Here is a 2066-nt window from a genome sequence, read left to right on the forward strand (position 1 = left end):
CATCGCGACAAGTCGCCCTGCGGTCCTTGCTCGATCTCGACGATCCCGACTTGGTACCGACCTTGATCGGGTTGTTGAAAGTCGACTCGCCGCTGCGTGAAACGGCGATCCGTGGGATGGCGCAGTATGACGACGCCGCGATCGCACCGGCCCTGCTCACTGTGTACGAACAACTCAGCCCGGGCGAAAAGCGTTCGGCCCTGGCAACGCTTTGTTCCCGGGTGAAGCCGGGGATCGCCTTGCTGGAGGCGATCGAAGCCGAACAAATTCCCGGCACGGACTTGACCGCCGATCTGGTGCGTCAGTTGCAGTTCTTGAGCAACAAGAAGATCGACGCGATGCTGGACAGTGTTTGGGGAGTCGCTCGCGAATCGGCGGCCGACAAACTGGCGATGATCGAAGAGTACAAACAATTGGTCGCATCGACCGACCACCCGCCGGCGGACCTGGAACTCGGCCGAGCGGTGTTCGCCAAGACCTGCATGAAGTGTCACGTGCTGTACGGCGTCGGGTTCAAGGTCGGCCCCGACTTGACGGGATCGAACCGATCCAACCTGGAATACTTGTTGTCCAACATCGTCGATCCCAGTGCCGTGATGGCCAAGGAATACGTCCCGACGGTTGTGCTGGTCGACGACGGACGCGTGGTCAACGGACTGATTAAAGCCGAAGACAAGTTTTCGCTGACGATCCAGACGTCCGATGCCGTCGTCGTGATCCCCAAAGAGGAAATCGAACAGCGGGCAACGGCAGACAAGTCGATGATGCCCGACGATCAGTTGAAACAATTTTCGCCGCACGAAGTCCGTTCGCTGATCGCGTACCTGCGTGGAAAACAACAAGTGCCGATGCGAGCGACCAAAGAAAACGCCGCCGCGTTCTTCAACGGGACCGATCTCTCGGGCTGGCGCGGCGATCCGGCGCTGTGGTCGGTGGAAAACGGCGAACTCGTCGGACGCACCGATGGTTTGCAACGCAACGAATGGATCGTCAGCGACCTAGCGGCGTCAGATTTCCGCTTGACCGTCGAAGTCAAACTGGTCGACAACGCCGGAAACAGCGGCATTCAATTTCGCAGTCACGCCGAAGACGGCGAGGTTTCCGGTTACCAGGCTGACATTGGTCAGGGATGGTGGGGCAAGCTGTACGAAGAACACGGCCGCAAACTGTTGTGGGATCAGTCCGGCGAGCAACACGTCCGGCCCGGCGACTGGAACAAATACGAAGTCCTTGCCCAGGGGCATCACATCCAAACGCGGATCAACGATCAACTCTGTGTCGACTTGCATGATCCCGACGGCGCTGAAAGCGGCATCATCGCCTTTCAACTGCACAGCGGCGGCAAAACCGAAGTGCGCTTTCGAAACATGAAGCTAGAGATCTTGGAGCCGGAACAGGACGAGTAAGGCTTCGTTCAGCATCACGTTTTCGTCGAAGCGGTGGCGGAAGCCGCCCGGGGTTGGTCGACGGAATCAGCCCGCTTACTTGCCGTCTTGAATCGCAGGGGATGCTCAAGCTGGAAGCGTACGCCACTTGGGCGGGCTCTGGTCGTGAAACGATTGCTGTGAAACTGGGTTGCTGGGCGGTGGTTTTCGTTATTTTGACTTCGCGAAACCCAGCTTGGCCATCTTTTCCCGACCACGCCCATCGTGCAATTCGCGTAACCGGCAATCTTTCACAGGATTCGCCAGAAACCAGCTTCCGATTGTGCCGCGTCACATTTTGCAAATGAACTCACGCGGGTGATTTGCCGATCACCATAGACGGGCACCTAGCGAAACGCGTGTGCGACACAGAACGCCATCGAAACACAAACCGCAATGGAATGCGACGGTGAAAACGAATAATCTCATTTGGATTTCGGTGGCAGCGTTAGCCATTTCCACCGCATCCACGACTCAGGCACAAGTCCCTGAAGCCCCCGTACCGACCATTTGGCGGTTCATCGGAATTCCTCAGGGGATCCAAAAGATCCGCGACGTCACCGTGAACCGGCGTGGGAACTTTCCCGGCCTGGAGCGAAAGCCGCCGCTGAAGCGAATCGGTGACCCGGCAAACCTTGAATC

General features: G+C 58.0%; 2 protein-coding genes. Both read left to right on the plus strand.

Translation table 11 applies throughout. The features are described from left to right. Nucleotides 1-1406 (plus strand): family 16 glycoside hydrolase (locus ABX749_RS30885; protein ID WP_372899420.1); only part of this gene is annotated, 1406 nt, incomplete at its 5' end. A 457-nt stretch (nucleotides 1407-1863) separates the two neighbouring features. Next, nucleotides 1864-2066, plus strand: a 203-nt coding sequence (locus ABX749_RS30890; protein ID WP_372899421.1) for a hypothetical protein, incomplete at its 3' end; no start/stop codon positions are given.

The organism is Stieleria sp., from assembly GCF_041595215.1.
Lineage (GTDB): Bacteria > Planctomycetota > Planctomycetia > Pirellulales > Pirellulaceae > Stieleria > Stieleria magnilauensis.